The sequence below is a fragment of the Streptomyces sp. NPDC093591 genome (assembly GCF_044764885.1).
In the GTDB taxonomy this organism is placed as follows: Bacteria; Actinomycetota; Actinomycetes; order Streptomycetales; family Streptomycetaceae; genus Streptomyces.
Window position 1 is genome coordinate 73,977 of sequence record NZ_JBIWIY010000008.1, and the last position, 26,387, is coordinate 100,363.

24 protein-coding genes are annotated in these 26,387 nt (G+C 72.1%); 11 read left to right on the plus strand and 13 right to left on the minus strand.

The features are described from left to right. The first annotated feature begins 4 nt into the window (after positions 1-4). Positions 5-484: a hypothetical protein gene (locus ACIREI_RS18265; protein WP_403333810.1), complete on the plus strand. Its 480-nt coding sequence runs from the start codon at positions 5-7 to the stop codon at positions 482-484. Beyond that, positions 481-957 (plus strand): hypothetical protein, encoded by a 477-nt coding sequence (locus ACIREI_RS18270; RefSeq protein ID WP_403333812.1) that lies wholly within the window; start codon positions 481-483, stop codon positions 955-957. The genes ACIREI_RS18265 and ACIREI_RS18270 overlap by 4 nt, the downstream gene beginning before the upstream one ends. On the opposite strand, the gene ACIREI_RS18275 is transcribed toward ACIREI_RS18270, so the two are convergent. Continuing rightward, the gene (locus ACIREI_RS18275; RefSeq protein ID WP_403333814.1) at positions 926-1,669 is read right to left on the minus strand and encodes a class I SAM-dependent methyltransferase; all 744 of its coding nucleotides are present in this window, start codon (positions 1,667-1,669) and stop codon (positions 926-928) included. The two genes, ACIREI_RS18270 and ACIREI_RS18275, sit on opposite strands and share 32 nt — an antisense overlap. 5 nt (positions 1,670-1,674) lie before the next feature. After that, positions 1,675-1,977, minus strand: coding sequence for a 4a-hydroxytetrahydrobiopterin dehydratase (locus ACIREI_RS18280; protein WP_403333816.1), 303 nt, complete (start codon positions 1,975-1,977; stop codon positions 1,675-1,677). A 339-nt stretch (positions 1,978-2,316) separates the two neighbouring features. On the opposite strand from ACIREI_RS18280, the gene ACIREI_RS18285 reads away from it, so the two are divergent. After that, positions 2,317-3,162 carry a helix-turn-helix domain-containing protein gene (locus tag ACIREI_RS18285; protein ID WP_403333818.1) on the plus strand — a complete coding sequence of 282 codons (846 nt, stop codon included), beginning with the start codon at positions 2,317-2,319 and terminating at the stop codon, positions 3,160-3,162. Here the strand turns inward: ACIREI_RS18285 and ACIREI_RS18290 are convergent. Then, positions 3,144-3,569, minus strand: coding sequence for a hypothetical protein (locus tag ACIREI_RS18290; RefSeq protein ID WP_403333820.1), 426 nt, complete (start codon positions 3,567-3,569; stop codon positions 3,144-3,146). The genes ACIREI_RS18285 and ACIREI_RS18290 overlap by 19 nt on opposite strands. Before the next feature lie 286 nt (positions 3,570-3,855). On the opposite strand from ACIREI_RS18290, the gene ACIREI_RS18295 reads away from it, so the two are divergent. From ACIREI_RS18295 to narI, 6 genes are all read left to right on the plus strand, one after another. Next, on the plus strand, positions 3,856-4,719 hold the full coding sequence (locus ACIREI_RS18295) for a helix-turn-helix domain-containing protein (RefSeq protein ID WP_403333822.1): 864 nt from the start codon (positions 3,856-3,858) through the stop codon (positions 4,717-4,719). A gap of 111 nt (positions 4,720-4,830) precedes the next feature. Then, positions 4,831-5,646, plus strand: a complete 816-nt coding sequence (locus ACIREI_RS18300) for an SAM-dependent methyltransferase (RefSeq protein ID WP_403333824.1) — start codon at positions 4,831-4,833, stop codon at positions 5,644-5,646. 77 nt (positions 5,647-5,723) lie between these two features. Beyond that, complete coding sequence (locus tag ACIREI_RS18305; RefSeq protein ID WP_403333826.1) at positions 5,724-9,455, plus strand: nitrate reductase subunit alpha; 3,732 nt, start codon at positions 5,724-5,726, stop codon at positions 9,453-9,455. Further along, entirely contained in the window at positions 9,455-11,077 is a 1,623-nt protein-coding gene (gene narH / locus ACIREI_RS18310) for a nitrate reductase subunit beta (protein WP_403333828.1), read from the plus strand. The genes ACIREI_RS18305 and narH overlap by 1 nt, the downstream gene beginning before the upstream one ends. Next, positions 11,077-11,571 carry a nitrate reductase molybdenum cofactor assembly chaperone gene (narJ, locus tag ACIREI_RS18315; RefSeq protein WP_403333830.1) on the plus strand — a complete coding sequence of 165 codons (495 nt, stop codon included), beginning with the start codon at positions 11,077-11,079 and terminating at the stop codon, positions 11,569-11,571. The genes narH and narJ overlap by 1 nt, the downstream gene beginning before the upstream one ends. Further along, positions 11,568-12,290, plus strand: a complete 723-nt coding sequence (narI, locus tag ACIREI_RS18320) for a respiratory nitrate reductase subunit gamma (RefSeq protein ID WP_403333832.1) — start codon at positions 11,568-11,570, stop codon at positions 12,288-12,290. Before narJ ends, narI begins: the two co-directional genes overlap by 4 nt. Here narI and dnaK read toward each other — a convergent pair. The 6 genes from dnaK to ACIREI_RS18350 form a co-directional block, all read right to left on the minus strand. Continuing rightward, positions 12,287-14,161, minus strand: a complete 1,875-nt coding sequence (gene dnaK, locus ACIREI_RS18325) for a molecular chaperone DnaK (RefSeq protein ID WP_403333834.1) — start codon at positions 14,159-14,161, stop codon at positions 12,287-12,289. The genes narI and dnaK overlap by 4 nt on opposite strands. Before the next feature lie 214 nt (positions 14,162-14,375). Beyond that, complete coding sequence (locus tag ACIREI_RS18330; RefSeq protein WP_403333836.1) at positions 14,376-14,804, minus strand: OsmC family protein; 429 nt, start codon at positions 14,802-14,804, stop codon at positions 14,376-14,378. 64 nt (positions 14,805-14,868) lie between these two features. Further along, the gene (locus ACIREI_RS18335) at positions 14,869-16,677 is read right to left on the minus strand and encodes a hypothetical protein (protein WP_403333838.1); all 1,809 of its coding nucleotides are present in this window, start codon (positions 16,675-16,677) and stop codon (positions 14,869-14,871) included. After that, positions 16,674-17,735, minus strand: a complete 1,062-nt coding sequence (locus ACIREI_RS18340) for an ATP-binding protein (protein WP_403333839.1) — start codon at positions 17,733-17,735, stop codon at positions 16,674-16,676. Before ACIREI_RS18340 ends, ACIREI_RS18335 begins: the two co-directional genes overlap by 4 nt. 108 nt (positions 17,736-17,843) lie before the next feature. Further along, positions 17,844-19,946, minus strand: a complete 2,103-nt coding sequence (locus tag ACIREI_RS18345) for a phage holin family protein (RefSeq protein WP_403333841.1) — start codon at positions 19,944-19,946, stop codon at positions 17,844-17,846. 255 nt (positions 19,947-20,201) lie between these two features. Then, positions 20,202-20,609 (minus strand): hypothetical protein, encoded by a 408-nt coding sequence (locus ACIREI_RS18350; protein ID WP_403333843.1) that lies wholly within the window; start codon positions 20,607-20,609, stop codon positions 20,202-20,204. Between the two features lie 84 nt (positions 20,610-20,693). Between ACIREI_RS18350 and ACIREI_RS18355 the strand changes: the two genes are divergently transcribed. Next, positions 20,694-21,467, plus strand: coding sequence for an MBL fold metallo-hydrolase (locus ACIREI_RS18355; RefSeq protein ID WP_403333845.1), 774 nt, complete (start codon positions 20,694-20,696; stop codon positions 21,465-21,467). After that, positions 21,464-22,084, plus strand: coding sequence for a DedA family protein (locus ACIREI_RS18360; protein ID WP_403333847.1), 621 nt, complete (start codon positions 21,464-21,466; stop codon positions 22,082-22,084). The genes ACIREI_RS18355 and ACIREI_RS18360 overlap by 4 nt, the downstream gene beginning before the upstream one ends. A 4-nt stretch (positions 22,085-22,088) precedes the next feature. On the opposite strand, the gene ACIREI_RS18365 is transcribed toward ACIREI_RS18360, so the two are convergent. The 4 genes from ACIREI_RS18365 to ACIREI_RS18380 all read right to left on the minus strand — a co-directional run bounded on the left by ACIREI_RS18365 (position 22,089) and on the right by ACIREI_RS18380 (position 26,330). After that, a complete protein-coding gene (locus tag ACIREI_RS18365) occupies positions 22,089-23,249 on the minus strand; it encodes an MBL fold metallo-hydrolase (RefSeq protein WP_403333849.1) in 1,161 nt (386 codons plus the stop codon). After that, on the minus strand, positions 23,246-24,493 hold the full coding sequence (locus ACIREI_RS18370; RefSeq protein WP_403333851.1) for an aminotransferase class I/II-fold pyridoxal phosphate-dependent enzyme: 1,248 nt from the start codon (positions 24,491-24,493) through the stop codon (positions 23,246-23,248). The genes ACIREI_RS18365 and ACIREI_RS18370 overlap by 4 nt, the downstream gene beginning before the upstream one ends. Positions 24,494-24,596: 103 nt before the next feature. Then, positions 24,597-25,373, minus strand: coding sequence for a hypothetical protein (locus ACIREI_RS18375; protein ID WP_403333853.1), 777 nt, complete (start codon positions 25,371-25,373; stop codon positions 24,597-24,599). Positions 25,374-25,613: 240 nt separating this feature from the next. After that, positions 25,614-26,330 carry an ANTAR domain-containing response regulator gene (locus tag ACIREI_RS18380; RefSeq protein WP_403333855.1) on the minus strand — a complete coding sequence of 239 codons (717 nt, stop codon included), beginning with the start codon at positions 26,328-26,330 and terminating at the stop codon, positions 25,614-25,616. Between the last annotated feature and the right edge of the window lie 57 nt (positions 26,331-26,387).

Consider the following 26,387-nt stretch of genomic DNA (forward strand, 5'->3'; position numbering starts at 1 on the left):
TGCCATGAGCTTCGCCGAGAAACTGCTGACCGTGCCCCCGCCCATCGAGGTGGCCGGGCGGCACGTCAAGCGCTACCACGTCACCGCCGACCCCGCGGGCATCGCGCCCGAGGTCGAGAAGGCGGCGTACGAGATCCTGCCGGACCTGCTGCCGGAACCGGACGGCACGCCCCCGGCGACCTTCGTCGTGCTGCACCGGGGCGGCGACGACGGCGCCTACCTGAACGCCTACAGCTGGGTGTGGGACAACGTCCTGCACTTCAAGGGCGCCGCGGCGGGCCAGCCGGTGCTGGGCTGCCCGGACCGCGACCCGACCCACTTCGTCACCCCCGACCTGCCGTGGATCGGCTGCGTCTGGGAACTCCCGCCGATCCTGCACGAACGGGACGCCTGGGTACGGCACCTGCTCGCGCCCGAAGTCCCGGACCTCAAGGCCTACTTGGCCGACTCCCTTCCCTCAGGAACCACTGGAGACCGCACATGAGCAGCCCACACGACTTCGACTTCTTCCACGGCGCCTGGGATGTCCTCAACCGCCGCCGCACCGACTTCCTGAACCCGGACAGCGACTGGGAGGAATTCCCGGCGACCAGCAGGTGCTGGCCGCTGTTCGACGGGACCGCGAACCTCGACGAGATCGACATGCCGCGACTGTCGGCGAAGGGCGCGACCCTGCGGCTCTTCGACCGGGAGACCGAGCAGTGGTCGCTGAACTGGGCCTCCAGCATCAGCGGAACGCTGTTCCCACCTGTGTTCGGCCGGTTCGAGGGCGGGCGCGGCGAGTTCTACGGCGACGACACGCACGACGGCAAGGACGTGCGCGTGCGGTTCGTGTGGTCGGGAGTCTCCGTGGAGTCGGCCCGCTGGGAACAAGCGTTCTCCGTGGGCGAGGGCCGGACCTGGCTCACCAACTGGACCATGGACTTCACTCGGGCTTGCGGAACGCCCGCAGGCTGAACACCGGGTCCGGCCGGGGCCGGTCCTGGTCCGGGAGTTCCGCCAGCCGGACGGCGAACTCGTCGGCGAGCGCGCCGCCGGGCGGCAGGGCGACGAACCAGCCCCGGCGCAGGTCGGCGACCGTACGGCGGGGGCTGCGCCCCTGGCCGCGGCCGGTGAAGCGGGCCTGCCCGGCCGGGACCAGGCCGTGGTCGAGGGCGTACGACTCGACGAGCGCCGCCTCGTCCCTGGCCGGGCGGCGCGGGCGGGAGGCCAGCACGGCATCGATGTCACTGCCCACGTTGTGCGCGGCGGCCTTGTCGACCGTGGTGATGTACACCCCGCCGGGCCGCAGCACGCGGGCGCACTCGCCGACGATGGTCCGCACGTCCTCGTCGGTCGCCGCCAGGTGCAGCAACCACACGCTGCTGACGGCGTCGAACCGGCCGTCCCGCAGCGGCAGCCGGCGGCTGTCGGCGAGCAGGACGGCGCCGGGCAGGCGGGCGGCGGCGTGCCGGGCCATGGCGGGTGCGAGGTCGACGCCGGTCACGCACAGGCCGTCCCGCGCGGCGGCGAGCCGACGCGTCACGATGCCGGTGCCGCAGGCGACGTCGAGCAGGCGCCGGGTTCCCTCCGGCATGAGCCCGAGCACCGCCTCGGCCGCGGCCGCCGCCCGGGGCTCGCCGCCGCGCGAGGCGTCGTACCGCTCCGCTTCCTTGTCGTAGTCCAGCACGCCCGTCAGTGTGCCCCGTGGCCGGGAGCGAGATCCTCGATTTTCCGGGCGAGGGCGAAGTCCCGCTCGGTCACCGCGCTGACGGTGTGGGTGTTCACGGTGAGGGACACCGTGTTGTAGCCGAGGGTGAGGTCGGAGTGGTGGTCGAGCTCCTCCTGGACCTGGGCGATGTGCACGACCATCGCCGTGGCCGCGAAGTGTGAGGGGAGCCGGTAGGAGCGGGCGATGCGGTCGCCGTCCAGCGACCAGCCCGGCAGCTCCGCGAGCCGGTCCTCGATCTCCTTCTGCGACAGCGGTTCGAGGGGCATCCTCGCTCCTTCCTGCAGTGGGGGTCCGTCTTCAGCCTGCCACAGCCTGGCCTCGGCGGCCCTGGTCGGACGGCGCCCCGGGGTGAGCGGCGGGCGGATTCGGCCGCCCGGGCGCACCAGCAGGCCCCCCGCGCGCCTGTCACCGGCGAAGGCCGGCCCACTCACCCCGCGCTCGCCGTGGCCGGCTCGGATCCGAGCCGGCGAGCTGAACCCGATCGGGTAGCCGAGGGCCCCGCCGAGGAGACAGCCACGTACTCGGGCGCGGACCAGGCCCTCGCCCGCCAGGGACGACGTCCGCGCCTCGGTCATTCCACGCGGTCCTCGGCTACGGTCGTACCCATGACCATCGGTCCGTCCGCAGACGCCGCGCGCGCCACCGCCCCCGCCCCCAGCGACCAGGGCGTGGGCCCTCTGCTACGGGCCTGGCGGGTGCAACGGCGGGTCAGTCAGCTGGAGTTGGCGCTGCGGGCCGACTCCTCGGCGCGGCACATCAGCTTCATCGAGACGGGCCGTTCCCGGCCGAGCGAGGAGATGGTGCTGCGGCTGGCCGAGCACCTGGACGTGCCGGTGCGCGAGCGCAACGCGCTGCTGCTGGCGGCCGGATACGCCCCGCGCTACCCGGAGACCCCCCTCGACGATCCCGCACTGGACGCCGTCCGCGCGGGCATGGAGCAGTTGATCCAGGGCTACGAGCCCTACCCGGCGCTCGTGGTCGACGCGATGTACAACGTCCACGCGGCCAACCGGGGCGTCCTGATGCTGCTCGACGGCATCCCCGAGCACCTTCTCGCGCCGCCGCTGAACGCGATGCGTCTGACCCTGCACCCGGAGGGTCTCGCGCCGCGCATCCGCAACCTGCGGGAGTGGCGCGGGCACCTGCTCGCACAGATGGACCGGCAGATCGCGCTGCACCGCTCCGAGCCGCTGCGGAAGCTGTACGAGGAGGTGGCGGCGTATCCGGTGCCGGAAGAGGCACCGGACGCCGGGCCCGCCGAACCGACCGGGCCCGTCCCGTACTTCGCGCTGCCGATGCGGATCGAGCACGAGGGCCGCGTCCTGTCCTTCGTCTCCTCCATCTCCACCTTCAACACCCCCATGGACGTGACCGTCGCCGAGCTGGCCATCGAAACCCTCCTCCCGGCCGACCCGGCCACGGTCAAGTACCTTCAGTCGCTGATGTCCTGACGGGCTTTCATGGCGGCCTGCTGGAGTGCCGCGAACCCTGCGACGGTGACCGCCTGCAGGACCGTCCACACGGCACCCGCGGTGGTGGGCGTCAGCCACACCACGAGGGCCACGAGGCTCAGCACCGCCCAGGCGAGGTTGGCCTCGATCACCGCGCGCACCGCAAGCGCGGCGGGACGTGCACGGGAGGCGAGCAGGCCGACGGCGGCGGCGTAGCCGGTGAGGAAGGCACCGAGCGCGAGCAGCAGCGCGCGGTCGACTCCGAGCAGCCGCCCCAGCGGCTCGGACGCGACGAGGTAGGCAAGCCCGTTCGCCCCGGTCACCACCGCGTCCAGGGCCAGGAAACGGCGCAACACGCTCTGCGGGTCGGAGGTCCGGGCAAGCGCGGCAAGCGAGGTGGCGGACATGACGAATCACCCTCCGTCGGGGTCGAGGTGCGGTTGTGGGGTCCGGGCTCCGGAACGGAGTGCGCCGCCCCGGAGTCCGGTGCCCCAACGATCTCGCGGACGGGCAGAGGGGTCGATTACTCGCGAGGTAATGCGGGCCGCGAATCGACCGAGCTGTGCGGCTCCGCCGCCTGGGCGCGACCAGCCACAACGAACCCGCAGTCGGCACCCCACACCGACCACCCCGTTCGAGCCCCGAACATGGCACACTGCTCGACGTACTTCCGGCGCGTAGGGGAGGCGTGGCGTGAGTGAGCGGCGACCAGCCCCGACCGTGGGCCAGGTGGTGCTCGGCAAGCGCCTGCAGGAACTGCGCGAGGCGGCCGGCCTGAGCCGTGACGAGGCCGCACGGGTCCTACGGGTGGCCTCGGCGACCGTACGCCGCATGGAGACCGCCGAGGTCGCCCTGAAGATCCCGTACGTGCAGGTCCTCCTGGAGACGTACGGCGTGCCCGAGGACGACGCGGCCGCGTTCGTCGCCCTGGCCGAGGAGGCCAACCTGCCGGGCTGGTGGCAGCGGTTCCACGACGTGCTGCCGGACTGGTTCAGCCTGTACGTCAGTCTGGAGGGCGCCGCCCGCATCATCCGCTCCTACGAGCCGCACTTCGTGCCCGGTCTGCTGCAGACGGAGGAGTACGCGCGTGCCGTGATGGAGGCGGGGACGATCGGGCAGACGGGGCCGGAGACCATTGAGCGGCATGTGGCACTGCGCATGGCGAGACAGCGGCTGCTGGAGCGCCCGGACCCGCCCCACCTGTGGGTGATCATGGACGAGACGGTGCTGCGGCGTCCGGTGAGCGCGCGCGACGAGGTGATGCGCGACCAGGTGGACAAGCTCCTGGAGTTCGCCGAGCGCGACCGGGTCACCCTGCAGATCGCCGAGTTCGCCTCCGGCCCGCACCCGGGGACGTACGCGCCGTTCACCCTGTTCCGCTTCGCCGAGCCCGAGCTGCCCGACATGGTCTACACCGAGTATCTGACCGGCGCCCTGTATCTCGACTCCCGCAAGGAGGTCGCCGCGCATCTGGAGGTACTGGACCACATGTCGACGGGCGCCGCGTCGGCCGAGCGCACGAAGAGGATCCTGCGGGAGCACCGCGAGGAGTTCTGAGCGGCGCACGCCCCGATCTTCCCGGTCCTTCACGGCAACCTCCGCGCCCCACGCGGCGACTTCCGAGTGACTCCCCCAGCTCCGTTCCGAGACCCGAGGAGAACACACCGCATGACCGGATCCAAGGCCGAGCCCACCCGCGTCGACACCAGCCGACCGCATCCGGCCCGCGTCTACGACTGGTGGCTGGGCGGCAAGGACAACTACCCGGTGGACGAGGAGCTGGCCCGGAAGATCCTGGCCGTGGACGGCACGGTCCTGCGCGGGGCGCGCGCCAACCGCCGGTTCATGCACCGGGCCGTGCGCACCTCCGCCGAGGCCGGGATACGCCAGTTCCTGGACATCGGCACCGGCATCCCCACCGAGCCCAACCTGCACCAGGTCGCACAGGGCGTCGCCGCGGAGTCCAAGGTCGTCTACGCGGACAACGACCCGATCGTGCTGCGGCACGCCGAGGCGCTGCTGCACGGCACCGCCGAGGGCAGCACCGACTACGTGCACGCCGATGTGCGCGACGTCGACGCCCTGCTGGGCCGGGCGGGCGAGCTGCTCGACTTCGCCGAGCCGGTCGCGCTGTCGCTGGTCGCGCTGACCCACTACCTGGGCGACGATCCGGACGGCGACGACGTGTACGGCCTGCTGCGGAAGTACGTCGCCGCGCTCGCCCCGGGCAGCTTTCTGATCCTGTCCCAGGTCACCCCGGACCTCAGTCCCGACGCCATCGAGAACGCGGCGAACCAGTTCCGGCGCAGCGGAACCCCCTTCTTCCCCCGGTCGCTGGCCGAGTTCTCCCGCTTCTTCGACGGCCTGGAGCTGCTCGGTCCCGGCGTCATCCCCGTGTACGGCTGGCGTCCGGAGCCGGCGGACGTGGCGGCCCAGGCCGAGGGCATCGTGCCTGTGTACGCGGGGGTCGCCCGCAAGAACTGACCCGTACGGCTGCCGTGAAGGGGTGCGCTCCCGCGCCTCGCCCTAGGTTCGGGACCAGGGCAAGCAAGGGAGCGCCTGTGACCGACACGCGGATACCGCCCACCCCGCCCGCCGAGCCGGAGTCCGGCGACCCGCCCGCCGAGCCGCCGGCCGAGCCGGGCGCGGCGCTGCTGAAGGCGGGCAGGTTCTTCCGGCCGGGCACGCCCGCGCCCGATCTGCACAGCGTCGAGCTGACCGGCGGGCGGGAGGCGGACGCCTTCTACCGGGACCGCTGGAGCCACGACAAGGTCGTGAACTCCACCCACGGCGTGAACTGCACGGGCTCCTGCCGCTGGAAGGTGTACGTCAAGGACGGCGTCATCACCTGGGAGACCCAGGAGACGGACTATCCGAGCGTCGGCCCAGACCGCCCCGAGTACGAGCCCCGCGGCTGCCCCAGGGGCGCCGCCTTCTCCTGGTACACCTACTCCCCCACCAGGGTCCGCTACCCGTACATCCGCGGGGTGCTCCTGGAGATGTACCGGGAGGCGAAGGAACGCCTGCGCGACCCCGTCCTGGCCTGGGCGGACGTCCAGAACGACCCCGAGCGCCGCCGCCGCTACCAGCTGGCGCGCGGCAAGGGCGGCCTGGTGCGGGCGAGTTGGGACGAGGCGGTCGAGCTGGTCGCCGCCGCGCACGTGCACACCATCAAGACGTACGGCCCCGACCGCATCGCCGGTTTCTCCCCCATCCCCGCGATGTCGATGGTGTCGCACGCGGCGGGCGCCCGCTTCCACTCCCTGATCGGCGCCCCGATGCTGTCGTTCTACGACTGGTACGCCGACCTGCCCGTGGCCTCCCCGCAGGTCTTCGGCGACCAGACCGACGTGCCGGAGTCGGGCGACTGGTGGGACGCGGCGTATCTGATGATGTGGGGCTCGAACGTCCCGGTCACCCGCACACCCGACGCGCACTGGATGGCGGAGGCCCGCTACCGGGGCCAGAAGGTCGTGGTGGTCGCGCCCGACTACGCCGACAACGCCAAGTTCGCCGACGAGTGGCTCCACCCGCACCCGGGCACGGACGGCGCGCTGGCCCTCGCCATGGGGCACGTCGTGCTCAAGGAGTTCTTCGTCGACCGTGAGACACCGTTCTTCGCGGACTACGTACGGCAGTTCACCGACCTGCCCTTCCTGGTCACGCTGGAGGAGCGGGACGGCGCCCACGTCCCCGCGAAGTTCCTGCGCGCTTCGCAACTGGGCCAGGGCGGCGGGAGCGCCGAGTGGAAGACGGTCGTACTCGACGAGGTGACGGGCCGCGCGGTCGCCCCGAACGGCTCTCTGGGCTTCCGCTGGTCCGAGTCGGGCGAGGGCAGCTGGAATCTCGAACTCGGCGAGATGCGCCCGCGGTTGAGCCTGTACGGCAGTGAGGTCGCCGCGGGTGTGGAGGTGCTGCTGCCGCGCTTCGACACCGAGGGCGGACCGCACGGGCAGGGACGCGGGGACGTCGTACGGCGGGGTGTCCCGGCGACCAAGCTCGGCGGCGCCCACGGGCCCCTGGTCACGACGGTCTTCGACCTGCTGCTCGCCCAGTACGGGGTGGGGCGGCCGGGGCTGCCGGGCCGCTGGCCGGTGTCGTACGACGACGCCGACGCACCCGGCACGCCCGCCTGGCAGGAGGCGCACACCTCCGTCCCGGCGGCCAAGTGCATACGGATCGCGAGGGAGTTCGCGCGGACCGCCGAGCGGTCGAAGGGCCGCTGCATGATCCTGATGGGCGCCGGCACCAACCACTGGTTCCACTCCGAGACGATCTACCGCGCGTTCCTCGCCCTGCTCCAGCTCACCGGCTGTCAGGGCCGCAACGGCGGCGGCTGGGCGCACTACGTGGGCCAGGAGAAGTGCCGTCCGGTGACCGGCTGGGCGACGCTCGCGGCGGCGTCGGACTGGTCGCGGCCGCCGCGCCAGATGATCGGCACGGCGTACTGGTTCCTCAACACCGACCAGTGGCGCTACGACGGGTTCACGGCCGATGTGCTGGCCTCGCCGCTCGGTCAGGGCCGGTTGCGGGGGATGACGGGCGCGGACTGTCTGGCGCTGTCGGCGCGTGCGGGGTGGATGCCGTCGTATCCGACCTTCGACCGCAATCCGCTGGACCTGGGCGAGGTGTTCGGCGATCCGGTGGCGCGGGTGGTGGCCGAATTGCGAGCGGGGACCTTGAAGTTCGCCTGCGAGGACCCGGACGCTCCGGAGAACTGGCCGCGGGTGCTGACACTGTGGCGGGCCAACCTGCTGGGCTCGTCGGCGAAGGGCGCGGAGTACTTCACCCGGCACCTGCTGGGCACCCACTCGTCCCTCCGCGCGGAGGAGGCCGCCGAGGACGTACGGCCGCGGGATGTGACCTGGCGCGACGAGGCGCCCGAGGGCAAGCTCGATCTGCTGCTGTCGCTGGACTTCCGGCAGACGTCGTCCACACTGCTGTCGGACGTCGTCCTGCCCGCCGCGACCTGGTACGAGAAACACGACCTGTCCAGCACGGACATGCATCCCTATGTGCACTCCTTCACCCCGGCCGTGGATCCGCCGTGGCAGGCGCGCACCGACTTCGACACGTTCAAGGCGCTGGCCGAGCGGCTGAGTGAGCTCGCCGTCGACCATCTGGGCGTGCGCAAGGACCTGGTGGCCACTGCGCTCCAGCACGACACCCCGGGCGAGATCGCCCAGCCGGGCGGGGTCGTCCGGGACTGGAAGCGCGGCGAGTGCGACCCCGTGCCGGGGAAGACCATGCCGAACCTGACCGTCGTGGAGCGCGACTACACGGCGATCGGCGCCAGGTTCGCCTCGCTCGGCCCGCTGGTGGAGGAGCTCGGCCTGCCGGCCAAGGGCATCACGCTGCAGCCGGACGAGGAGGTCGAGGACCTCCGGCGGCTGAACGGCGTGACACCCGACGGCCGCCCCTTGCTGGATACGGCCGTGAAGGCGGCGAACACCGTCCTCGTCCTCTCCGGCACCACCAACGGCCGCCTCGCCACCCAGGGTTTCCGCACCCTTCAGACCCGTACCGGGCAGGAGATGGCGCATCTGGCGGCCGAGCACGAGGGCAAGCGGGTCACGTACGCGGACACCCAGGCCGCGCCCGTGCCGGTGATCACCTCGCCGGAGTGGTCGGGCAGCGAGTCGGGCGGGCGGCGCTACACCGCCTTCACCCTCAACACCGAGCACCTCAAGCCCTGGCACACCCTCACCGGCCGCCAGCACTTCTTCCTGGACCACGACTGGATCCACGAGCTGGGCGAGGCGCTCCCCGTCTACCGGCCGCCGCTGGACATGAACAGACTCTTCGGCGAACCGCGCCTCGGCCCGGACGGGCAGCGGGAGGTGACGGTGCGTTACCTCACGCCGCACAACAAGTGGTCCATCCACTCCGAGTACCAGGACAACCTCTTCATGCTGGCCCTCTCCCGCGGCGGCCAGAACATCTGGATGTCCCCGCAGGACGCCGACGCGATCGGCGTCGTGGACAACGACTGGGTCGAGGCGGCCAACCGCAACGGCGTGGTCGTCGCCCGGGCCGTCGTCTCGCACCGTATGCCGCCCGGCACCGTCTACATGCACCACGCGCAGGAACGCACCGTCGCCGTCCCGAAGACGGAGGCCACCGGCAGGCGCGGCGGCATCCACAACTCGCTCACCCGGCTGATCCTCAAGCCGTCCCATCTCATCGGCGGCTACGCCCAGTTGTCCTGGGCGTTCAACTACCTGGGCCCGACGGGCAACCAGCGCGACGAGGTGACGGTGATCCGCCGCCGCAGCCAGGAGGTCGAGTACTGATGCGTCCGATGGCCCAGATAGCGATGGTGATGAACCTCGACAAGTGCATCGGCTGCCACACCTGCTCGGTCACCTGCAAACAGGCGTGGACCAACCGGCAGGGCATGGAGTACGTCTGGTTCAACAACGTCGAGACCCGCCCCGGCCAGGGTTACCCGCGCCGCTACGAGGACCAGGAACGCTGGCGCGGCGGCTGGGAGCTGAACCGGCGCGGCGCGCTGAAACTGAAGGCGGGCGGGCGGCTGCGCAAGCTCGCCGGGATCTTCTCCAACCCCGAACTCCCGGAGATCAAGGACTACTACGAGCCCTGGACGTACGACTACAAGAACCTCACCGACGCCCCGCTGGGCGACGACTTCCCGGTCGCGCAGCCGCTGTCGCAGCTCGACGGCAAGCCGATGAAGATCGAGTGGTCGTCGAACTGGGACGACAACCTGGCGGGCGCCCCGGCGCACGGCGACCTGGACCCCATGGTCGAGCGGGCGCGCCAACACGCCTCGGACAAGGTGCGGTTCGAGTTCGAGCAGACCTTCATGTTCTATCTGCCGCGCATCTGCGAGCACTGCCTCAACCCGTCCTGCGTGGCCTCGTGCCCGTCCGGCGCGATGTACAAGCGGGCGGAGGACGGCATCGTCCTCGTCGACCAGGATCGGTGCCGGGGCTGGCGGATGTGCGTGACGGGATGCCCGTACAAGAAGGTGTACTTCAACCATCGCACCGGCAAGGCCGAGAAGTGCACGCTGTGCTATCCGCGCGTCGAGGTCGGTCTGCCGACGGTCTGCTCGGAGACGTGCGTGGGCCGGCTGCGCTACCTGGGGGTGGTGCTCTACGACGCCGACAGGGTGGCGGCCGCCGCCTCGGTGCGCAGCGAACGCGACCTGTACGAGGCGCAGTTGGGCGTCTTCCTCGACCCCGAGGACAGCGCGGTGCGGCGGGCGTGCGAGGAGGCGGGGATCCCCTACGACTGGCTGGAGGCCGCCCGTCGTTCCCCCGTGCACGCGCTGATCAGCAAGTACCGGGTGGCGCTTCCGCTGCATCCGGAGTACCGGACGATGCCGATGGTCTGGTACATCCCGCCGCTCTCCCCGGTGGTGGACGCGCTGTCGGAGACCGGGCACGACGGTGAGGACGCGGGCAACCTGTTCGGCGCGATCGACAGCCTGCGCATCCCGCTGGAGTACCTGGCGGAGTTGTTCACGGCCGGTGACGTCGGCCCGGTCCGGTCCTCGCTGGAGAAGCTGGCCGCGATGCGCTCCCACATGCGGGCGGTCAACCTCGGCGAGGAGCCGGATCCCTCAGTGCCGGCCGCCGTGGGCATGGGGGTCTACGAGATCGAGCAGATGTACCGGCTGCTGGCCATCGCCAAGTACGAGGACCGGTACGTGATCCCGACGGCCGCCGTCGGGGACGCCCGGCGGCTGGAGGAGTCGGCGCTCCCGCAAGGGTGCAGCCTGGACTACGACGGCGGGCCCGGGATGGGCGGGGACGGCCCCTTCGGCCGGGACTCGGGCCGCAAGCTGCTGCCGCTGATGCCGGTGGAGAACTTCCACCTCCTGCGCGGACGACAGACCGCGGACGACCCGGCGCACACCACCCCCACAGCCGACTCCGAGGAGGCCTGATGCCGTCCTTCGAGGTGCTCTACCAGGCGGCCGCGCTCTGCCTGACCTACCCCGACGACGACTTCCGCGCCCGTCTGCCGCTGCTGCGCGAAGCCGCCCCGCAACTGCGCGAGTTCACCGACCACGCGAAGGTCACGCCCCCGCAGGAGCTGGCCGCCCACTACGTCCAGGTCTTCGACTTCGAGAACCGCCACAGCCTGTACCTGAGCTGGTGGCGCGACGGGGACACCCGGCGGCGCGGCATGTCGCTGGTCCGGTTCAAGGACGTCTACCGCGCCCACGGACTGGAGTGCACCGGCGAGGAGCTGCCCGACTTCCTGCCCGCGGTACTGGAGTTCACGGCTCGCACCGGCAACACCGATCTCCTGCTGGAACACCGGGACGCCCTGGAAGAGCTCCGCTCCCGGCTCACGGACTTCGGCACACCGTACGCGTCCGTCCTGGACGCCGTGTGCGCCACCCTTCCGACCGCACAGACGGGGGCAGGCCCATGACCACACTCCTGTGGGGCGTCCTGCCCTACGTCACCTTCGCCCTGCTCGTCGCCGGCCTGGTCTGGCGTCACCGCTACGACCGGTTCGGCTGGACGACCCGCTCGTCCCAGGTGTACGAGTCGAAGCTCCTGAACATCGCCTCGCCCGCCTTCCACTACGGCATCCTGTTCGTGCTGGTCGGCCACGTCGTCGGTCTGTTCGTCCCCGAGTCGTGGACGGACGCCGCCGGCGTGAGCGAGCGCACCTACCACCTGTTCTCCCTCTACGGCGGCACGGCGGCCGGCGTCGTCACCGTCGGCGGTATCGCGCTGCTGGTCTACCGCCGCCGCACCCGGGCCCCGGTGTTCCGCGCGACCACCGCCAACGACAAGCTCATGTACGTCGTGCTGGTCGCGGCGATCGTGCTGGGCATGGCCGCCAAGCTGTCCCACGCCTCCGGCGACGGCTACGACTACCGCCAGTCCATCGCGCCCTGGGCCCGGAGCCTGTTCGCTCTGCGGCCGGACACCGGCCTGATGGCGGGTGTGCCGGTGCTGTACCAGGTGCACGCGGTGTTCGGCATGGTGCTGATCGCACTGGTGCCGTACACCCGGCTGGTCCACATGTTCAGTGCACCGGTGCAGTACCTGTTCCGGCCGTATGTGGTGTACCGCAGCCGCGACCCCGAGCAGCTGGGGCCGCGGCCGGAGCGGCGCGGCTGGGAGCGGGCCGGGTCCTAGGCCGCTCCGCCCTTCTGCTCCTTGTCGTCGTCCACGATCTCGGCGTCGACCACGCCCTCGTCGTCCTGCGGTGAGGTCTGCTCCGTGCCCGGGCCGGCGGCGCTGTCCGCCGGGGTCTGCTGGGTCTGGGCGTACATCGCCTGGCCCATCTTCTGGCTGACCGAGGCGAGCTTGTCGATGCCCGTGCGCAGGGCGCTCGTCTCGGCGTTCTGCTCCAGTTGCCGCTTCAGTTCCGTGACCGCCGACTCGACCTCCGACCTGGTGTCCGCCGGGACCTTGTCCTCGTTGTCGCGGAGGAACTTCTCGGTCTGGTAGACGAGTTGCTCGGCCTGGTTCCGCGTCTCCGCCGCCTCGCGTCGTTTGCGGTCCTCCTCGGCGTACTGTTCGGCCTCCCGCATCATGCGGTCGATGTCGTCCTTCGGGAGTGCCGAGCCGCCCGTCACCGTCATCTTCTGCTCGCGGCCCGTCGCGAGGTCCTTGGCGGAGACGTGCATGATCCCGTTGGCGTCGATGTCGAAGGCGACCTCGATCTGCGGCACCCCGCGCGGGGCGGGCGGCAGGCCCGTGAGGTCGAAGACGCCGAGCTTCTTGTTGTACGCGGCGATCTCGCGTTCGCCCTGGTAGACCTGGATGCCGACCGAGGGCTGGTTGTCGGTGGCGGTGGTGAAGATCTCCGAACGCCGGGTGGGGATCGTCGTGTTGCGTTCGATGAGCTTGGTCATGATGCCGCCCTTGGTCTCGATGCCGAGGGACAGCGGGGTGACGTCGAGCAGCAGGACGTCCTTGACGTCGCCGCGGATGACGCCCGCCTGGAGGGCGGCGCCGACGGCCACGACCTCGTCGGGGTTGACGCCCTTGTGCGGGTCCTTGCCCGTGAGTTCCTTCACCAGGTCGGTGACGGCGGGCATGCGGGTGGAGCCGCCGACGAGGATGACGTGGTCGACCGCCGAGAGCTTGATGTTCGCGTCCTTGACGGCCTGGTGGAAGGGGGTCTTGCAGCGGTCGAGGAGGTCGGCGGTGAGCTCCTGGAACTGGGCGCGGGTCATCTTCTCGTCGAGGTGCAGGGGGCCCTCGGCGGAGGCGGTGATGTAGGGCAGGTTGATCGTCGTCTCGGAGGAGCTGGACAGCTCGATCTTGGCCTTCTCGGCCCCCTCGCGTAGCCGCTGCAGCGCCATCTTGTCGTTGCCGAGGTCGATGCCGTACTGCCCCTTGAACTTCTTCACCAGGTGCTCGACGATCCGCTGGTCCCAGTCGTCGCCGCCCAGGTGCGTGTCACCGTTGGTGGCCTTCACCTCGATGACGCCGTCGCCGATCTCCAGCAGCGAGACGTCGAAGGTGCCGCCGCCGAGGTCGAAGACCAGCACCGTCTGTTCCTCGCCCCGGTCGAGGCCGTAGGCGAGGGCGGCGGCCGTGGGCTCGTTGATGATCCTGAGGACCTTCAGGCCCGCGATCTCCCCGGCCTCCTTGGTGGCCTGCCGCTGGGCGTCGTCGAAGTACGCGGGCACGGTGATCACCGCGTCGGTGACGTCCTCGCCAAGATAGGACTCGGCGTCCCGCTTCAGCTTCTGCAGCACCCGGGCCGACAGCTCCTGCGCACGGTAGCGGGTGCCGTCGATGTCACCCTGGTCCGGGAAGCGCCAGCTCCCGTCGCCCATGTACCGCTTCACGGAGCGGGCGGTGCGCTCGACGTTCGTCACCGCCTGCCGTTTGGCCACCTCACCCACGAGGACCTCGCCGTTCTTGGCGAAGGCCACGACCGACGGTGTGGTCCTGGCCCCCTCCGCGTTGGCGACGACCGTGGGCTCACCGCCCTCCAGGACGGCCACCACCGAGTTCGTGGTCCCGAGATCGATCCCGACCGCGCGTGCCATCGCTGTCCCCTTCCGCCAGGGCGCCCCTTGAACTCCAGCACAAAACTTGAGTGGGTTCTTGTCAATGGGACGGGTGACCGTGGGGACGAGTACCAAACGGGAGCTGAGCACCCGCTCAGCCCTCTCGGTTTGTGGGCGGGGCCGGCCCGCAGGGCCGCCCCCGTCCAGGGGCGCGGGGCTGTAACTCTCCGCGGCACCCTCGTAGGCGAACCCGCTACGCCAACTTCGCCGACAGCGTGATCGTCGTCCCCGTCAACGCCTGACTGACCGGGCAGTTCTTCTTCGCATCCTCCGCCGCGGCGACGAAGCCCTCCTCGTCGAGGCCGGGAACCGTCCCCTCGACGGTGAGGTGAATCCCGGTGATCCCCTCCCCCGGCTGGAAGCTCACGTCGGCCGAGGTGACGAGCTTGGTGGGCGGGGTGCCCGCACCCGCGAGGGCGTGCGAGAGCGCCATGGAGAAGCAGCTGGAGTGCGCGGCGGCGATCAGCTCCTCCGGGCTGGTCTTGCCGTTGGCCTCCTGGGAGCGCGAGGCCCACGTGACCGGCTGGGCGGCGATGGCACCGGAGGAGTCGAAGTTGACGACACCGTTGCCCTCGAGCAGGTTGCCTTCCCAGACGGTGTGTGCGGAGCGCGTGGTAGCCACGATTCTTCCTTTCGCATGGGGCCCGTTTCCTGGGTCCGTGTCCCCCATACGATCACACTCCGGCTCACTGCACCCGGAAGACCGGCCCACGCGGGGTGAACGGCAGGCGACGACCCTGGGGGATCAGGTACGCGTGCTCGCGCCGCACCCGCAACACGTCGCACCACCCGTCCGTGATGACCAGGACGGGCGCGCCCGGCGGGAAGTCGTCCGCGCGCTGCAGCAGGTCGATCCCGGGCTGCAGGACCGTACCACCCCTGCCGTGCACCCGCACCCGCCCGGCGATCTCCGTCACCGGCACATACCCGGCGTCGTACGGAGCCGCGTCGCAGAACACGACCCGCGCCGCCGGTACGTCCCGGGCCGCCGCGTAGGAGGCGATGGCGCCCAGCGCCTTGCCGAGCAGGACGGCTCCCATGGAGCCGGAGGTGTCCAGGACCACGCCGAAGGTGCAGCGGGCGATCTCCTCGGGCGGGAACCAGCGGCCCGCGCGCGGGATGTCGGGCGTCGACGACTGGCGGCGCGAGGGACGGGCGTACGACCGCACCGGCTCGGGGCGCGGGACGAACTCGTCGAACCAGCGGGCCAGTCGGGCGTCCCAGGGCAGCGGCGGATGGCTGAGCGCGCGGATCTCCTGGACCAGGCCGCCGGGCAGGAAGCCGCGCTCCTGCTGCTGGTGCAGATCCAGGCCGTGCGTCAGGCCCCGGCGGTAGAACTCGTCGAGGTCGACATAGTCGCCGGGAGAGCCCAGCGGGGCACCGAGCACATCGCCTACGCCCTTGCCGCGCAGGGTGGCCAGGCGGCGCATCCGGCGCAGGTCGCCGGCGATCCGGTCGTACACCTCCTCGGCGGACAGGCCGCTGAACTGCGCGTCGTACAGCAGTCCTTGGGGCATCTCGCCGACCTGCATCTCGCGCAGCCAGCCGTTGATGACGTAGTCGCAGGCGACGTTGAACAGGTACGGGTCGCGGGCGCCGCAGCGGTCGCCGTGGCGCAGGGCGGCGTGCAGCATCTCGTGGGCGAGGATGAACCGCCATTCCTCGGCCTCGAAGGTCCGCAGCGGGTTGATGTAGATCTCGCCGGCCTCGGCGTTGACCGCGGCGACGGAGATGCCGTGCGCGCGGGCGAGTTCGGCGTCGGCGACCAGCTTGATGCCGGCCGCGATGCCGCCCAGCAGCGGGTAGGAGGAGATGAACCACTCCAGTGCCCACTGCCACGGCCGCTTCTTGACCGGTTCGCCGTCCATGGAGTCGCGTCGGCCGCCCGCCATGTCCATCGCGGTGGACACGGTGCGGGTCAGCGCGGTGGCGAAGGCCAGTTGGTGGTCGGGGGGCTGGTTGTACCAGCCCCGCCATTCCACGAGCAGCTGGTCGGGCTCGGCGCCGGCGGTACCGCAGCGCTCGTACGCGGCCGGGAGCCCGTGGAGTCGCCAGTGCGCGGCGAGCCGCTCCTCGTCGCCGTCCGGGTACGAGAGGGGCTGATCGTCCGGGGCGCGGCCGATCGGGAACGACAGCAGGAAGCGGTTGACGACCACGCAGCGCGCCGCGAGGTCGTACCGGTCGGGCTGCTCGCGCTCCCCCTTCGCCGCCGGGACATGGCCGAAGCCGAGGTGGAGGACGGCGTGCCCGATCGACCAGGCCCATACGGCGGGATCGGCGACGCGGGTCGGGTGGGCGTGCAGCGTGCCGCTGGAGGAGACACGGACGAGCCCGTCCCGGAGCGCCGTGTCGCACTTCGCGTCGCGGCAGACGCTGAACTCGACGGCGGCGAGCGCCGGGTTGGCGCGCACCAGCCGCATTCCCTCGGCGAACGCCTCGCCCGCGACGTCCCGCTTCTTCTTCGCGGGAGTCCGATCGGCGGGAGCCCGGCTCATCGCCGCGCCTCGACCAGCCGCGGCATGTCCCGCGCCGCCTCGACCAGGAACCAGGCGGGCAGGACGGGGTTGCCGTCGGCGTCGGAGGCGATGACGCTCTGGGCGACCTCGACGGAGATCTCCGCCAGCTGCACCAGCAGGGACTTGGCGCGGTACGCGGTCTGCCGCCCGCTCGCCGACATGTGCTCCTTGCTGACCGGCAGTTCCTTGATGAGCCGCCCGCGGAAGGACTCGGCGAGGTAGTACAGCAGGTCGCGGTCCGCCATGCGGTGCGGCCAGCGGGCGTCGCCCTTGATGATCGCCTCGATGCCGAACCGGCTGCGCACGATCTTGACGTAGCCGCAGAACGCGGTGGCGTGCACGGGCGTCAGGGTGCCGTGCGCCAGCACCTTCAGCGTCTCCTCGTCGAGGTCGCGGCCGAAGGAGTGCAGGGCGTCGGAGAGCATGTGCCAGGAGCGGGGCGTGGAGAACGGCTCCTCGGTCTTCGGCGGCTTGGACCACAGGTGGTCGGGCCGGTCGATGAGATGGTCCAGGATCCACGGGTGGATGCCGTTGTTCGCGGCCCAGGTCAGCCAGTCCTTGGCGGACGCCTCCAGGTGGACGTGGGTGAGGCGGTTGATCAGGGCGGAGGCGATGGGGCGGGCGAGCGCGTTGTCCGTCGCCCGGTTGCCGGCGCCGATCACGATGGAGCCCTTCGGCAGCTCGTAGTTGCCGATACGGCGGTCCAGGATCAGCGAGTAGAACGCCTTCTGCACATCCGGGGTGGCCGCGTTGAGCTCGTCCAGGAACAGGCAGTACGGCTCGTCGCGGGCGATCGCCTCCGGCGGGCAGAACACCGACCGCCCGTCCCGGATCTGCGGCACACCGATCAGGTCCTCCGGCGCGAGCTGGGTGCCGAGCAGACTCACGCACTCCAGTCCCAGCGACTCGGCGAAGTCCCTGACGAGGGAGGACTTTCCGATGCCGGGGGCGCCCCAGAGGAAGACCGGCCGCACGGTGGCGAGGCCGAGAAGGAGTTCGGGGATTCGGGCGGGCGTGACGGTGACAGCTGCCTGCAAGGCGAGGCGCTCCTTGGGGTGTTCGAGAGGTTTGCGACTTTGTGACTCGAACAGTGTGGGTGTACGGCCCCTCGGACGCAGCCGATTTTCACGCGGCCCGGCCGGTTCTCAGGCGGCCCGCTCCTCCGGCTCCGCCACCAAGGGCACCTGGGGGCCGTTCGATTCCCGCAGCCAGCGGCGCAGCACGCGGTGCACGTGCTCGGCGCCGACGAGGTCCTCCCCGTCGTCGACCGGCGCGGAGAAGGCGAGCGGCGACAGCAGGAACGGCTTGCCCTGCGCGCCGCCGAGCCCGCCGTGCGAGCCGATCTGCTCCTCGAAGGCGAGGACCTCGCCGCCGTCGGCCGGGTCGTACGCGGAGTTGACCATGATGTCGGCGGCGTTCGGGAAGGAGTGCGTGCGCCGGACGGCGTCGGCCGCACCCGGCCCGAAGACCTCCAACGGCCCGGGCTTGTCGTCCAGTTGGTCGAGCGGGATCTCCGCGCCGTACGCGCCGAGCACGAGCCCGCCGTGCTTCTCGCTGCGGACGAGCAGGAAGCCGACGCCGGGGTGGTTGGCGAGGGTGGTGAGCAGGGCGGGGTGGCGGGCGTCGATCTCCTCCTTGGTCATCCGGTGCGGCACGTCGGGGAAGGAGACCAGGCCGAGGTTGCCGGAGGCCAGCACGAGCGGCTCGGAGCGGCGGCGCGAGGGGCGGTGCTGCTCGCCGCCCTCCTCGACGGGGATGCGCAGCGCGGCGCGCACGGCCGCGCGGGCCTCGGCGCCGCTGTGGGTGCGCTGCGCCCTGCGCGGCACGGGCAGTCCGCAGCCGGCCCGCACCAGGTCGCCGAGGCCGAGTCCGTAGCGGGCGCGGAAGGTCTCGCCGGGACTCTGGCCGTGGTCCGACAGCACGACGATCCGGTACGGCCGCGGCGCGTGCTCGGCGACGTTCTCGATCAACGCCAGGGCCCGGTCGAGGCGTTCGAGGACCTTCTCGGCGTCCCGGCTGCACGGCCCGGAGTGGTGGGCCACCTCGTCGTACGCCACCAGGTCGGCGTAGACGGAGGTGCGCCCGGCGAGCATGTCGCCCATCACCGCGGCCACGACGACGTCCCGTTCGACGACGGTCGCGAAGGCACGGACGAAGGGGTAGAGGCCGCCGCGGGAGACGCGCGGGCGCTGCTTGCGGGCCCGGGCCCGGGTGGACTGGCCGATCTCGCGGCCGACCTCGGCGACGAAGGACAGGGCGGTGCGCACGGCGTTGGCCGGGTCGGAGAAATAGGCGAAGTAGCCCGCCCGGGAGCGGTTCTCGCGGCTGCGGCGCTTGGTGGCGATGGACAGCACGAGGGCCTGCTCGTCGGCGCCGCCGCTGAAGAGGTTGCCGCGGCTGGCGCCGTCGGCGGTGAGCAGTCCGCCGTCGCCGGTGCGGTCGATGGCGCGGCGCTGGAGTTCGGCGGCGCTGGTGGGGCGGTTGCAGACCATCACCTCGCGGCCGGCCTTCTCGTACCAGCGGAAGGCGGGCACGTCGTGGTTGCTGCCGTGCAGGATGCCGAGCTGGCTGGCGCCGGTCTGGCTGGACCAGTCGGTGCGCCAGGGGGTGAGCCGGTGGGTGGGGCGGCCGCCGCCGGGACCGTCGCCGTAGGGGGCGCCGGCGCCGAGCCAGCGGGCGACCGTGGGCATCAGGTCCTTGTCGACGGCGGTGCACAGGACGTCGTGGCCCACGCCGTCGAGCTGCAGGAACACGGTGCCGGGGCTGGACGGGCCGGGTGGCAGCGCTCTGCGGCGGCGGTCGGCGAGGCGGTACAGCCTGCGCCGGTACGCGTCGTCGTCCCGTACGGCGAGGGCGGCGCCGGTGGCGGAGGCGACGGCGGACATCACGGCGGCGACGATCACGGCGGTCTCGGGGGCGGCCTCGCTGTCGCCGGAGGGCACGAGGCGCAGGGCGACGATGAGGAGCGAGCCGTTGAGGAAGAACACCAGCAGGCCGAGCACCAGGGCGGGCACCAGCAGCAGGAGCCGGACGAGGAGGGGCCAGAAGACCGCCGAGAGCAGACCGAACGCGCCGGCGCCGAGGGCGGCGGTGACGGCGATGCTGGTGGCGCTGTCGCCGTCCGCGGACTGGAGCTGGAAGTCGGGCAGGATTCCGGCGAGCACGAGCATGGTGACGGTGGAGACCGCCCACACGGTGACGCTCCGCCCGACCTGACTGGCGATCCGCCGCCAACGCCCACCACGCACGCCCAGCTCCCGTCCCGGCTCGCCGCCCCGAACGAGCCTTCAGGTCCCCAGCGTGGCATACCGCTCCGACAGCGGGCGGTGGGCGGGCTTCGGCCCGTTGTTGTTCGCCCCCGCCGCCCCTACCAGTCCATCCTGAAGGGGCTCCGCCCCTTCGACCCCGCCAGGGGGCTCCGCCCCCTGGACCCCCGTCGGCCCTGAAGGGGCCTTGTCCTCAAACTCCCCCAGAGGGGGCACCCCCAGACGGGCTGGAATGTGTCAACGTCCGTCGTAGCCCGCCGTCGGCATCGACAGTCTCCGATGCACCCGGGCCTTCATCTGCGCGTCGTACGACGGTTCCGCGCGCCCCACGATCTCCACCCGCACTCCCCGCCGGGCGCACTCCGCGGTGAACTCCTCGACGGAGGACAGCGCGCTCTCCAGCACCCTCCGGCTGGGCGCCACGAACAGGTCTAGGCCGGGCCGCACGCCTTCCCACAGCACGCTGTGGTCCGCCCGCAAGCGGCGTACGAGCAGCTCACGCGCGACGACGTACCCGTGCTCGGCGGCCCAGCGGGCGCACATGGCGTGCTGGCTGCGGGAGTCCACCAGGAAGGGGTCGGCGTCCAGCTCTTCGAGAGGCGTCAGACTGGCGATCGCCGTGACACGCACTACGGATGACCCCATGGCGTCCCCCTCACCTCCGGGTTTCGCCGCCGACCCTACTCCAGCCCGTACGCTTCGGGGAGTCGCGCGAAGGAGGCAAAGAAGGTGCCGGTGGAGATCACCTGGTGGGGTCACGCCACTTGCACGATCGACGATTCGAACGTACGCGTCCTCACCGACCCCCTGTTCGCACGCCGGCTCGCACATCTGCGCCGCCGCCGGGGCGTGCTGCCGCCGCCGGGCGCCTGGCGTGCTGACGTCGCGGTGGTCTCCCACCTCCACGCGGACCACCTGCACGTTCCGTCCCTGGCGAGGCTGGCGCGGGGCACCCGCCTGCTCGTGCCCCGGGGTGCGCCACGCGCGGTGCCGGCCCTGCGCCGGCTCACGCATCTGCGGGTGACCGAGATGGCACCCGGGGACGTGACGACGGTGGGCGAGCTGGCCGTACGGGCCGTGTCCGCGCGGCACGACGGGCGGCGGCTGCCCGTCGGACCGCACCGCTCCCCCGCCCTGGGCTATGTGATCGAGGGCGAGGGGCGTACGTACTTCGCCGGGGACACCGGGCTGTTCGAGTCGATGGCGAAGGAGGTCGGGCCGGTCGACGTGGCGCTGCTGCCGGTGGGCGGCTGGGGACCGTATCTCGGGGAGGGCCATCTGGACGCGGGGCGCGCCGCCGAGGCGCTGGCCCGGCTCGCGCCGCGCAGTGCCGTGCCGGTGCACTACGGCACGTACTGGCCGATCGGCATGGACGCCGTGCGCCCCCATGAATTCCATGCGCCGGGCGACGAGTTCGCGCGGCTCGCGGCGGAGCGCGCGCCCGGCGTGTCGGTGCACCGGCTCACGCACGGGGAGAGCGTGCGCCTGGAGGTGACCCGGTGACGGTGCTGGCCGCCACCACGACGGTGGTGCCGCCCGAGTCGACCCAGCAGGCGATCGGCTACCCGTCGCTGTTCCTGCTGGTGCTGATCGGGGCGCTGGTGCCGATCGTGCCGACCGGGGCGCTGGTGAGTTCGGCGGCGGTGGTGGCGTTCCACCAGACGGCGCCGTTCTCGCTGGCGCTGGTGTTCGTGACCGCGTCGACCGCCGCGTTCCTGGGCGATGCGACGCTGTACTGGCTGGGGCGGCGCGGGATGCGGTCGAAGAACGGCTCGCGCTGGCTGGAGGCGATCCGCTCGCGCGCGCCGGAGGAACGGCTCGCTCAGGCGCAGGAGAAGCTCGCCGCGCACGGGGTGGCCGTGCTGGTGCTGTCCCGGCTGGTGCCGGCGGGGCGGCTGCCGGTGATGCTGGCCTGTCTGCTGGCGAAGTGGCCGATGCGGAGGTTCGCTCGCGGTAACTTGCCGGCGTGCCTCGCGTGGGCGGTGACGTATCAGCTGATCGGGATTCTCGGGGGGTCACTGTTCGACGAGCCGTGGGAGGGAGTTGTGGCGGCGATTGCGTTGACGCTGGTCATCAGCGTGGCGCCCAGTGTGTGGAGACGGGTTCGATCTGCCGGGTGATGGTTCATCGCGGGGTGCGGGTCGTATGTGGTTGCTCGCGCAGTTCCCCGCGCCCCTGGGTGGGCCCACTCGCCCCTGGTCGGTCGAGCACCCTCGACCCGCCCACCGGAAGGTCCCACAAGTCCTCCCGCGCCAATCCCGCCTTCGCCCATGCCGCCCTCACACGCGTGAGCGGTTCCAGGACCGGCTCCGCCGACAACACGAACGTGCCCCAGTGCATCGGCGCCATCCGCCTCGCGCCCAGGTCCTGGGTGGCGCGGACCGCCTCCTCCGGGTCGCAGTGGACGTCGCTGAGCCACCAGCGGGGGTCGTAGGCACCGATGGGGAGCAGGGCGAGGTCGATGCCGGGGTAGCGCTCGCCGATGCGGGTGAACCAGTGGCCGTAGCCCGTGTCGCCCGCGAAGTACACGCGCTGTCCGTCGGGGGCGGTGAGCACCCAGCCGCCCCACAGACTGCGGCAGGTGTCGGTCAGGGTGCGCTTGGACCAGTGGTGGGCGGGCACGAAGTCGAAGCGGACGCCCGACAGTTCGGCCGCCTCCCACCAGTCCAGTTCGGTGACCTGGGTGAAGCGGCGGCGCCGGAACCAGCCCGCGAGGCCGGCCGGCACGAACACGGGGGTGTCGCGCGGGAGTCGGCGCAGCGTGGGGGCGTCCAGGTGGTCGTAGTGGTTGTGGCTGATGACGACCGCGTCCACGCGTGGCAGGGCGCTCCAGGCGATGCCGACGGGGGTGATGCGGGCCGGGGTGCCGAGGATGCGGCGCGACCAGACGGGGTCGGTGAGGACGGTCAGCCCGCCGATCCGCACGACCCAACTGGCGTGCCCCGCCCAGGAGACGGCAACCGTGCGCGCGTCCACGCGGGGCAGCGGGCCGGGTTCGAAGGGCAGCCGGGGAATGTCGGCGAGGCCCTCGCGGCCGGGGCGTACGGCGCCTTCGCGGGCGAAGCGGGCGAGGGTCCTGATGCCGGGCAGCGGGGCGGTGAGACGGTCGTGGAAGGTCCGCGGCCACGCCCGGCGTTCACCCAGCGGGCGGGGTGCGGCGAGCGGCGGGAACGTGGGCGGGAGGGGGGACGGGCCCGCCGGAGCGTCGGTTCCCCGGGGCGGCGTACGCTGCGTGGTCGTCGTGGGCGGCGTGGTCGACATGGCTGACTCGGACTGCTGCGTCATCGAGGAGGCTCCCATCGCTGAGCGTCGTCGCGGAGATCGTCGAAGACCGACTTCAGGTGGATCAACGCACGTTGCACGTGTGGCAGTTCCAACGGCGAGGGTGACGTGAGGCATTCCGCGCGTTCCTCGTCGCCGCCGGCCAGCAGCGGCCCGGTGGACAGCCGTACGCGCAGTGCGCCGAGGTCGTCGCCGAAGCGGTGCCCGCCCGGGGCGGGCAGGCCGAGCCGGGCGGCGAGGAAGTCCTCCAGGTCCTGCGCGTCCCCCACGTCGTGCGCGGACAGCCCGGCGCGCAGCGGGCCCAGGTCGACGTACAGATGCCGCCCGGCCTGCGGGGGCCGCGCCACGGCACCGGCCCCCACGGCGGCCGCGTGGATGGCGCCGGCCACGCGCGCGTGCAGGCGTACGGCGGCGGTGATCCGCGCGGTGACCGGTTCGGGCTCGGCCAGCGCATAGCCGGCCGCGAGGGCGACCGGGCCGGCGACGCGGGCGCCGAGTGCGGTGAGCACGTCGAGCACGCGCGCGTGGAGGCTGTCGCCGAGCTCGCCCGCGGGGAACCGGGCGACGGCGGCCGGCCAGCCGGGCGGGAGGTGGGCGCCGGACAGGTCGGTGACGACGGTGACCTGGTCGGGCAGCATCTCGGCGGGGCTGAGCAGCACGGTGTCGTGCGGGGCGTGCACGGTGTCGCGCCAGGTCTCGTCGCTGACCAGGTGCAGGCCCTCGTCGGTGGCGGCCTCCAGGGTCTCGTGCAGCGCTTCGGGCGGGGCCACCGTGGCGGTGGGGTCGTCGGCCACGGACAGCACGAGCAGCCGCGGGTCACCGCCCTCCGCGCGGACTCGGCGGACGGTCTCCAGCAGGGCGTACGGATCCGGGACTCCGCCGCACTCGGCCGGTGTCGCCACGTGGAAGACGGGTCTGCCCAACAGTCGTGCGTACGGCGCCCACCAGGCGGCGCAGGGCCGTGGCACCAGGACGTCGCCGCCGAGCGCTGCGGTCAGCGCGAGCAGCAGCGCGGGCGCCCCGGGAGCGGCCACCGCCCGGCCGGGCTCGGCCGGCAGGCCACGCCGGTCCCAGTAGCCGCAGGCGGCCTCCAGGAGTGCGGCACCGCCGCCGACCGGCTCGCTCTCGGCGCGCCCCGCCGCCGCGGCGAGCACGGCGGCCAGTTCGGGCAGCACGGGCAGCCCGTCGTCCGGGAGCGGCGGCCCGAACCGGACGGGGCCGTGGTCTTCGGGGTCCGTCCGGCGCATCCGTGCCTCCGCGCAGTGCCTGGTGTCCTGGTGCGCTCTGCGTACCCATCGTCGAGCAACCCCATGAGCGTCCGCTGAGGTTGCGCCGGTCACATACGGGCCGTCAGTCCTCCACGGTGGGCGTCTTGCGGCGCAGCCGGTACACCGCCCCGCCGAGCGCGCCCGCGATCAGGACGCCTCCGGCGACCAGGGCGGGGACGGAGTCGGTGAAGGCACCGCCCGCGCCGGCCTCCACGCCGCGGTGGATCGCCTCGTTGCCGCAGTCTTCCGGGGGCTGCCCGCCGGTGTCCGAGTGGTGCTCGCCGGCGTCCGAGTGGTGCTCGGTTTCGTACGAGTTGAGTTCGGACTCGTCCATGTAGGGGTCAGCGTTGTCCTCATAGGGCACAGCCTTGTCCGAGTGCTGTTCGCCGCAGGGACGGGTGCCGCCCCCGCCGCTGCCCCGACCGCCGTCGGCGCCTCTCCCGCCCCCGCCGTCGGCGCCCTCCATACCCCCGTCGACGCCACCGCTGCCGCCCTCAGCGCCGTCCCCACCGCTCTCGACGCCGCCCGTGCCTCCCTCGACGTCACCCTTGCCGCCCTCAGTGCCACCTCCGTCCCCTTCGGCGTCGCCCTTCCCGCCGCCACCGTCCGGAGCCACCGTGCTCGTGGCGCTCCACGGCTCCCCCTCCCCTCCGGATGGTGCCGGGCAGGCGGCGTCGAGGGTGGCCGGCGCGGACCCGCCGAGCGAGTCGCAGGGGGCCGGGACGGTGACGCTGCCGCCCGGGGAGACGGTCCCGGGGCTGACCTCCGCGGCCGGGTCCGCGGAGGCGGCCGAGGCGGTACCGCCGACGGCGGCAGCGGCCAGAGCGGCGACGGACAGGACACGGACGGTGCGGCGCATGGGGTGAACTCCTTCGGCCGACGGCTGCGGGGGTACGGCGTTCGCGCCCCCAGCCATGACAGCCCGCCCCGCGTCCGGGCGCGCGCGGCCGGGCACCATTCGCGGGACGGGGGACGGCCGAGCGGGTGACGCGGAGGGCGTCGAGGCGTAGAGGCGTCGGAGCATCGAGGCATCGACCGAAGCCAGTTGGATTTCCGAACCGAGTTCACCCCAGTGCGTCCGGTATTCCAACGCGCTTGGTCAGTTCATCAGCGCGGCCAAGTCCCGCTCCAGCCCGCGCCCCCGCCTGCTGACGACGCCTGCCGCGACGTCCGACAGCTTGCGGTTGGTGCCCTGCGAGATGCGGCGCAGTACACCGAAGGCGGCGTCGGCGTCGCAGCCGAGGACGTGCATGACGATGCCGCACGCCTGGTCGACGACGGGCCGGGAGCGCAGGGCGGTGCCGAGGTGGTCGAGCTCGGTGAGCGCGGCGCGGTAGGAGCGGTCGCGGACCAGGCAGCTCGCGGCGAGTTCGCCCAGGGCGTGCACGGGCCCGTGCGGGGCGTCCTCGAGGGCGCCGGGCCGAAAGCTGTAGAGACTGAGCGTGACCGTCAGACCGGACCGGCGGAACGGGAGCGTGACGCTGGAGCGCACGCCCGAGTCGAGCGCCATGGCGCGGTACTCCGGCCAGCGTTCGTCGCGCAGCAGGTCGGCCGAGTCGACGGGCCTGCCCCGTTCCAGGGCGGCCGGAATGGGCCCGTCCCCGGACCGCAGTTGCACGGCGACGAGTCCGGCGAGGTCGGGATGGGTCACGGCGGCGGGCCGTTCGGCTCCCGCCTCGGCCACCATGCTGCTGGCTCCGCAGCAGTCGGTGGTACAGCGCACGGCCTGTTCGGCCAACTCGGACAGTCTGCGCCCCGGAAGGGCGGCTTCGGCGGACTCGTCACCCCAGTGACCCACCTGTTCCTGAGCGGGCATCCTCAACTCCTCCTCTTCCGTGCGCGTTCCCGGACCGGCCCGGAGAAAACAGGGGAA

Excerpts from the sequence above, each read along its gene's own strand:
- ACIREI_RS18265 (WP_403333810.1), top strand. The coding sequence starts at position 5 with ATGAGCTTCGCCGAGAAACTGCTGACCGTGCCCCCGCCCATCGAGGTG.
- ACIREI_RS18270 (WP_403333812.1), top strand. The coding sequence starts at position 481 with ATGAGCAGCCCACACGACTTCGACTTCTTCCACGGCGCCTGGGATGTC.
- ACIREI_RS18280 (WP_403333816.1), bottom strand. The coding sequence starts at position 1,977 with ATGCCCCTCGAACCGCTGTCGCAGAAGGAGATCGAGGACCGGCTCGCG.
- ACIREI_RS18285 (WP_403333818.1), top strand. The coding sequence starts at position 2,317 with ATGACCATCGGTCCGTCCGCAGACGCCGCGCGCGCCACCGCCCCCGCC.
- ACIREI_RS18290 (WP_403333820.1), bottom strand. The coding sequence starts at position 3,569 with ATGTCCGCCACCTCGCTTGCCGCGCTTGCCCGGACCTCCGACCCGCAG.
- ACIREI_RS18300 (WP_403333824.1), top strand. The coding sequence starts at position 4,831 with ATGACCGGATCCAAGGCCGAGCCCACCCGCGTCGACACCAGCCGACCG.
- narH (WP_403333828.1), top strand. The coding sequence starts at position 9,455 with ATGCGTCCGATGGCCCAGATAGCGATGGTGATGAACCTCGACAAGTGC.
- narJ (WP_403333830.1), top strand. The coding sequence starts at position 11,077 with ATGCCGTCCTTCGAGGTGCTCTACCAGGCGGCCGCGCTCTGCCTGACC.
- narI (WP_403333832.1), top strand. The coding sequence starts at position 11,568 with ATGACCACACTCCTGTGGGGCGTCCTGCCCTACGTCACCTTCGCCCTG.
- dnaK (WP_403333834.1), bottom strand. The coding sequence starts at position 14,161 with ATGGCACGCGCGGTCGGGATCGATCTCGGGACCACGAACTCGGTGGTG.
- ACIREI_RS18335 (WP_403333838.1), bottom strand. The coding sequence starts at position 16,677 with ATGAGCCGGGCTCCCGCCGATCGGACTCCCGCGAAGAAGAAGCGGGAC.
- ACIREI_RS18350 (WP_403333843.1), bottom strand. The coding sequence starts at position 20,609 with ATGGGGTCATCCGTAGTGCGTGTCACGGCGATCGCCAGTCTGACGCCT.
- ACIREI_RS18365 (WP_403333849.1), bottom strand. The coding sequence starts at position 23,249 with ATGACGCAGCAGTCCGAGTCAGCCATGTCGACCACGCCGCCCACGACG.
- ACIREI_RS18370 (WP_403333851.1), bottom strand. The coding sequence starts at position 24,493 with ATGCGCCGGACGGACCCCGAAGACCACGGCCCCGTCCGGTTCGGGCCG.
- ACIREI_RS18375 (WP_403333853.1), bottom strand. The coding sequence starts at position 25,373 with ATGCGCCGCACCGTCCGTGTCCTGTCCGTCGCCGCTCTGGCCGCTGCC.
- ACIREI_RS18380 (WP_403333855.1), bottom strand. The coding sequence starts at position 26,330 with ATGCCCGCTCAGGAACAGGTGGGTCACTGGGGTGACGAGTCCGCCGAA.